Here is a 6692-nt window from a genome sequence, read left to right on the forward strand (position 1 = left end):
TTGTCCGGGGTGGGGTTGTCCGGGGTGGGGTTGTCCGGGGTGGGGTTGTCCGGGGCCGGGGGTTCGGTCGGCTCGGGGGCCTTCGGGGCGGGTTCGTCGAAGGCGGGGCGGGCGTGGTGCCAGGGGGCGTCCGGCGAGACCGGTGACGGCGAAGCGCGGGGTGCCGTGGGCGGTGACGGAGGCTCGGGGGCGGTTTCGTCGGTCGCTGCCTCAGCCTCCGTTCCCGCTGGTTGTGTCGGCTCCGCCGCCGGTGTCCGGGGGCGCTGCGACGCGGAGCCCTGGCTCGCGCTGCGTGCTCGGCGGGGTGCCGCCGGCGGGGTGGGCGGTGCCTCCGTGGGGGCGCCCTCCGTGGCCGGGGGCCGGTCTGCCGGGGACTGGCTTGCCGAGCCCTCCGAGGCCGTGCGGGTGCGGCGTACCGGGCGGTCGCCTGTCGCGCGGCCGGCGGCGGCGCGGGCGGAGCGGGTCGGGGCCGGCGGGAGCTGGCCCTTGAGGGGGCCCCAATCGTTGGGGTCGGGAACGCCCGGCGGGAGCATCTGACGGCGCTTCGGGCCCCCGTGCTCCGACTCCCCCGGTTCCTTCGCGCCCGGCCAGGCCTTGGCGACGCGGGCCGCGAGCACGAAGTCCTTGCGGAGGGGGTGGCCCTCGAAGGTCTCCGGGAGGAGGAGGTGGTCCAGGCCCGGGTGGCCCTCGAAACGTACGCCGAACATCTCGTGCGTCTCACGCTCGTGCCAGGCGGCGCCCGCGTAGACGTTCACCAGGGAGGGCAGTACGGGGGACTCGTGCGGAACTGTCGTCCGTACGAGGAGACGGCGGACCGGGGAGAGGGCGACCACGTGGGCCGCGACACGGAAACCCGTGCCCGGTTCGTCGACCGCGCTGAGCCAGTCGAAGTAGGTACAGGACAGGCGGTCGCGCGCTGTCTCCAGGGCGGCGGTCCAGGACGCCGGGGGTACGTCGACGGTCAGGACGTCGTACGACTCCTCGGCAGTGGCCTCCGTACCGAAGAGGTCCTCGGTGGGGGCGGGCAGCCAGCCGGTGGCCGTCATCTGTCCTCCCCGGCGGCCGGCGGTTGCACCAGAGGGCTCTGGAGCGCGGCCGGTGACGGGCGTGCCGTCGGTCCGGACGCGTACCGCTCGCTCAGGGACTCCCGGGCGATCTTCTCCTGGAGTTTGAGGATGCCCTGGAGCAGCGCCTCGGGGCGTGGCGGGCAGCCGGGGACGTACACGTCGACCGGGATGATCTGGTCGACGCCCTTGGTCACGGAGTACGAGTCCCAGTACGGGCCGCCGCAGTTGCTGCACGCGCCGAAGGAGATGACGTACTTCGGCTCGGGCATCTGTTCGTACAAGCGCCGTACCGCCGGGGCCATCTTGTCCGTGACCGTGCCCGAGACCACCATCAGGTCGGCCTGGCGCGGCCCGGGTGCGAAGGGGATCACGCCGAGGCGCATGAAGTCGTGGCGGGCCATGGACGCGGCGATGAACTCGATCGCACAGCAGGCGAGGCCGAAGTTGAAGACCCAGAGCGAGTAGCGGCGGCCCCAGTTCAGGACCACCTTCATCGGCTCGGGGGCCAGCCGGGCGAGGGCGCCCAGCCGCTTGGGCTCCGGCAGCAGCACGGGCACCGGCGCCGGCACAGGTTCCGGCGCATTCGTTTGTGGCGTCACGTCCATGTCAGGACGCCCTTCTTGTATGCGTACAGCAGGCCCACGGCCAGGAAGCCGAGGAAGATGAACATCTCGACGAGGGTGGTCGCGCCGTAGCCGTCGGCGGCGAAAACCGTCGCCCACGGAAACAGGAAGATCGAGTCGACGGCGAAGATGACGTACAGGAACGCGTAGACGTAGTAGCGGACCTGGGTGTGGGCCCAGCCCTCGCCGACGGGGTCGACACCGCACTCGTAGGTCATGAGTTTCTCGGGGGTCGGGACCACGGGGCGCAGCAGACGCCCGGCTCCGAAGGCGACCGCGACGAAGAGCACGCCGACGACGGCGAGCAGTCCGACGACGGAGTAGGACTGGAAGTACTCCGACGCTGCGATGTGCTCCGTCGTGGCTACGGCGGTCGGTACCGGCACGTCCGTCCCTCGTTCCCTGGCCTCGTGACGTCTCGCCCCTGGCGTTCGGCATCTGTACGGGGATCTGTCGGAGATCCGTACGCACGGGAGTCTAGGGCCTGCTAAAGAGACCGTAAGCAGCCCGTCACACATGGCTTGCACGACATCGTGGTCATGGTGGGGTTTTCCCCCCGGGGCGGCGGGCGGTCCGCCTCATGGCGCGGCGGCGCGGTGACGGGCAGGCTGGCGGGCATGACCGCACGTATCACCGCCACCAGCGCGGAAACCGAGGGCGATCGACTGCCCCCTGCCCGTTTCGCCCTCGAATCGCACACCTGGAAGGAGATCGCCCATCTCCTGGCCAACCTGCCGATGGCGTTGTTCGGTTTCGTGTACGTGGTGACCGTGGTGTCGACGGGGTTCTTCCTCGCGCTCACGGTGATCGGCTTCCCGCTGCTCGCCGGCGGGCTGATGGGCGCGCGCCAGTTCGGCCGGCTGGAGCGGGCGAGGGCGAGGGTGCTGCTCGGAGTGCACGTGGACGAGCCGAGTCCGCTGCCACTGGGCGACAGGCGGGGCGCCCGCGGCCAGGAGCTCGGGTTCTTCGGACAGTTGATGCTGGCGCTGAAGGACCCGGTCGGCTGGCGCACCATCCTGTACGACTTCATACGGCTGCCCTGGGCCGTCCTCACCTTCAGCGTCGTGCTCGTGTCGTTGTTCGTGCTGTGGCCGGTTCTGCCGTTCCTGTCGCGGGCGCTCACGAACGTGGACCGGGCGATGGTGCGCGGGCTGCTGTCGCCCTCCGACGAACTGGAACGCCGTATCGCCGAACTGGAGTCCGACCGGGGGGTCGTGGTCGACACCGCCGCGGCTGATCTGCGGCGTATCGAGCGCGATCTGCACGACGGGGCGCAGGCCCGGCTCGTGAACCTCGCGATGGGGCTCGGGCTGGCCAAGGAGAAGCTCCTGGAGGGGCAGGCCGACGAGCACGTGGCGGCGATGGTCGAGGAGGCGCACGGCGAGGTGAAGCTCGCGCTTCAGGAACTGCGGGATCTGGCTCGCGGGATCCATCCGGCCGTGCTGACCGACCGCGGGCTGGACGCGGCGCTGTCCTCGGTGGCCTCGCGGTGCACCGTGCCGGTGCAGGTGACCGCCGATCTGCCGGCCAGGCCGGCCGCCGCCATCGAGGGCATCGCCTACTTCACGGTCTCCGAGCTGCTCCAGAACATCAGCAAGCACAGCGGGGCGCGGAACGCCTCCGTCGACGTGTGGCGCACCGAGGACCGGCTGCTGATCCAGGTCTGGGACGACGGGCGTGGCGGGGCGCGGCTCGACGGCGGTACGGGGATGGCTGGGCTGGCGGACCGGCTGGGCGCGGTGGACGGGCTGTTCGTCATCGAGTCGCCCGAGGGCGGGCCTACGACGGCCACGGCCGAACTGCCCTGGCGGGCGCGGGTCGAGCAGTAGAACCCGGCCCAGCCACAGAGACAGGACCGGACCGCACCGGCCCCAACCGGACCGGCCGCACCGTCAGTAGGACCGGGCCCAGCCGGACCTCCCCGACGGGCGCGGGTCGAGCAGTAGAACCCCGCCCAGCCACAGAGACAGGACCAAACCGCACCGGCCCCAACCGGACCGGCCGCACCGTCAGTAGGACCGGGCCCAGCCATAGGACGAAGTCCGGGCCCTGTTGGCCCGTCCCTGGCCAGCCGGGCTGTCTTGGCGGGGGGCCTTTCCGCAGGCCCCTCTTGGGGCCCTTTCCGGAAGGGGCCCTTTCCGCAGGCCTCCTCCGCGGGCCCAGGTAGGGAAAACCCCCGAGGGAAGACGCCTACGTGCTCCATGGTCCGCGGGAGACGGCGCGAGCAGGCTGGTGGCAGGCAAGTAGACGAACTGACGAGCCGACTAGTGGAACGGACTGGGGCGATGGCCATGGAGTACGGACAGGGGTACGGGCAGCGGGGCGGGCCCGGGGCCGGATTCCACGGGACGGCCGGCAGGGGCGCCGGGGGATCCGACCAGGGGCGGCGGTATCGGTTGCCGGCCGCGTTGCGGGCGCCCGTCGAGGCGCGCAGCCTGCGTGAGTTCGGTTATGTGCTGCTGAGTCTGCCGGTCAGCATGCTGGTGTTCTCGTACGCCGTCACCTTGGCCGTCACCGGCTCGGCTCTCCTCGTCACCTTCCTCGGGATTCCGGTGCTGGCCGTGGGTCTGGCGGGGTGCCGGGGGTTCGGTGTGCTGGAGCGGAAGATGGCGCGCGGGCTGCTCGGGGTCGACGTGGCCGAGCCGGAACCGGTGCGGGCGCGGAAGTCCGGGGCTGCGGCCTGGATGGGGGCCGTGCTCAAGAGCGGCACCTCGTGGCGGCATCTGCTGTATTCGGTGCTGCATCTGCCGTGGGCGGTGTTCTCGTTCCTGGTCGCGGTGATCTTCTGGGTGTACGGGTGGGCGCTGCTCACGTACCCGCTGTGGTTCTGGCTCTTCCCGATGTACGGCGGCCAGGACGGCCTCCAGCTGTACGGCGACGAAACCCACCGGATCTACCTCGACAACCCGTTCGAGATCACCGTGACCGCGCTGGTCGGGCTGTTGTTCACCATGGCCACGCCCTGGATCGTGCGGGCGCTGACCCTGGTGGACCGGGTGATGGTGCAGGGGCTGCTCGGGCCGTCGCGGCTGGCGACGCGGGTCGTCGAACTGGAGTCCGACCGGGGGGTCGTCGTCGACACCGCCGCGGCTGATCTGCGGCGTATCGAGCGGGATCTGCATGACGGGGCACAGGCGCGGCTGGTTGCCCTGGCCATGGATCTGGGGCTCGCGAGGGAGAAGCTCACGGAGGATCCGCAGGCTGCGGCGCGGATGGTGGACGAGGCGCACGGTGAGGTGAAGACGGCGTTGCAGGAGCTGCGGGATCTGGCGCGCGGGATCCATCCGGCGGTGCTGACGGACCGGGGGCTGGATGCGGCGCTGTCCGCGGTGGCTTCACGGTGCGCGGTGCCGGTGCAGGTGGAGGTGGATCTGGTGGAGCGGCCGGCTGCCGCGATCGAGGGGATCGCGTATTTCACGGTGTCGGAGCTGCTGCAGAACGTGAGCAAGCATGCGCGGGCGACGGGGGCGTCGGTGGATGTGTGGCGGGTGGAGAAGCGGTTGATGCTGCAGGTGGCGGATGACGGGGTGGGGGGTGCCGATGTGGGTGAGGGGTCCGGGTTGGCGGGGCTGGCGGGGCGGCTCGACGCGGTGGACGGGATTTTGGTGGTGGATTCTCCGGTGGGGGGGCCGACTCGGGTTACTGCCGAGTTGCCCTGGCGGGGGTGAGAGTGGCGGGGTGGGCGGGTTTCCCGCCCCCGCCGCCCCCGCCGCCCCCGCCCGTCCCATCCCGTACCTGGGGACTCCGCCCCCAGACCCCCTACGGCCCTGAACGGGCCTCGCCCTCCAACTCCCCCAGACGGGGGTACCCCCGACGGGCTGCGAAGCCTGGATGGCGGGCTGAGTGACCTGGACCTGAGTGATGAGAGGCGGCACTGGAGGACGGTCGCTCGGGCTCACGTGCGAAACCCCGGTGGGGGCATCCGAATACTGGGATGCTGGAGCCTGGAGTTCGGACGGGTGGGGAGCCAGGAATCGTGGAGGACAAGGTGCGGGTGGTCATCGCCGAGGATTCAGTGCTGCTGAGAGAGGGCCTGACCCGGTTGTTGACCGACCGCGGGCACGACGTCGTCGCCGGCGTGGGCGACGGGGTCGCGCTGATCAAGACCATTACCGAACTCGCCGCGCAGGACGAGCTCCCTGACGTCGTCGTCGCGGATGTGCGGATGCCGCCCACCCATACCGACGAAGGGGTCCGGGCCGCCGTACAGCTGCGGAAATCGCATCCGGCGCTCGGTGTGCTCGTCCTGTCTCAGTACGTCGAGGAGCGGTATGCGACCGAGTTGCTCGCCGGGTCCAGCCGTGGCGTGGGGTATCTGCTGAAGGACCGGGTCGCCGAGGTGCGGGAGTTCGTGGACGCGGTGGTGCGGGTTGCCCAGGGGGGTACCGCTCTCGATCCGGAGGTTGTGGCTCAGTTGCTGGGCCGCAGCCGTAAGCAGGACGTGCTCGCCGGGCTCACCCCCAGGGAGCGCGAGGTGCTGGGGCTCATGGCCGAGGGGCGGACCAATTCGGCCGTCGCACGGCAGCTCGTCGTGAGTGACGGCGCCGTCGAGAAGCACGTCAGCAACATCTTCCTCAAACTGGGACTCTCCCCCAGCGACGGCGATCACCGGCGCGTTCTGGCCGTTCTGACGTATCTCAACTCCTGAGAACCTGACACCCTGTCACCGCCAGGAAGCAGGAAAGCGTGATAAGTCCGGGCGTCGAACCATCTCAAAATGGTGTCCATCATGCGATCGGTCCAGGGAAGGGGACCCTTACCGACGTACTGTTGATCCTGGGAGGGTCCGCGGGAGGACCGCTCCCAGGCCGCCGCCTCGAAGGAGGTCCAGTTCAGTGACCAGCCAGGTCAGCAGTCCAGCGGACAGTTCAGCGGAGAAGGCCGGCTCAGACGTCGGAGCCGTCGTGGGAGAGCAGCGCAACCCGCCGGGCGTGAAGGACGTACGCCGTCTCGATCGGGTGATCATCCGGTTCGCGGGGGATTCGGGTGATGGTATGCAGTT

General features: G+C 70.5%; 6 protein-coding genes. 3 read left to right on the forward strand and 3 right to left on the reverse strand.

Annotation, left to right across the window (positions count from 1 at the left end; genetic code table 11):
* From RB628_RS30035 to RB628_RS30045, 3 genes are all read right to left on the reverse strand, one after another.
* Positions 1-1046, reverse strand: a 1046-nt coding sequence (locus RB628_RS30035) for an NADH-quinone oxidoreductase subunit C (RefSeq protein ID WP_318323682.1), incomplete at its 3' end; no start/stop codon positions are given.
* Positions 1043-1672 (reverse strand): NADH-quinone oxidoreductase subunit B family protein, encoded by a 630-nt coding sequence (locus RB628_RS30040; RefSeq protein WP_318323683.1) that lies wholly within the window; start codon positions 1670-1672, stop codon positions 1043-1045. The genes RB628_RS30035 and RB628_RS30040, both read right to left, overlap by 4 nt.
* Positions 1663-2076 (reverse strand): NADH-quinone oxidoreductase subunit A, encoded by a 414-nt coding sequence (locus RB628_RS30045; protein ID WP_318323684.1) that lies wholly within the window; start codon positions 2074-2076, stop codon positions 1663-1665. The genes RB628_RS30040 and RB628_RS30045 overlap by 10 nt, the downstream gene beginning before the upstream one ends.
* A 231-nt stretch (positions 2077-2307) precedes the next feature.
* On the opposite strand from RB628_RS30045, the gene RB628_RS30050 reads away from it, so the two are divergent.
* The 3 genes from RB628_RS30050 (at position 2308) to RB628_RS30060 (ending at position 6338) form a co-directional block, all read left to right on the forward strand.
* Positions 2308-3519 (forward strand): sensor histidine kinase, encoded by a 1212-nt coding sequence (locus RB628_RS30050; RefSeq protein WP_318323685.1) that lies wholly within the window; start codon positions 2308-2310, stop codon positions 3517-3519.
* A 456-nt stretch (positions 3520-3975) separates the two neighbouring features.
* The gene (locus tag RB628_RS30055) at positions 3976-5358 is read left to right on the forward strand and encodes a sensor histidine kinase (protein ID WP_318323686.1); all 1383 of its coding nucleotides are present in this window, start codon (positions 3976-3978) and stop codon (positions 5356-5358) included.
* A 266-nt stretch (positions 5359-5624) separates the two neighbouring features.
* Positions 5625-6338 carry a response regulator transcription factor gene (locus RB628_RS30060; RefSeq protein ID WP_318323688.1) on the forward strand — a complete coding sequence of 238 codons (714 nt, stop codon included), beginning with the start codon at positions 5625-5627 and terminating at the stop codon, positions 6336-6338.
* Positions 6339-6692 lie beyond the last annotated feature (354 nt).

Origin of the sequence: Streptomyces sp. ADMS, from assembly GCF_033441795.1 — a bacterium.
In the GTDB taxonomy this organism is placed as follows: Bacteria; Actinomycetota; Actinomycetes; order Streptomycetales; family Streptomycetaceae; genus Streptomyces.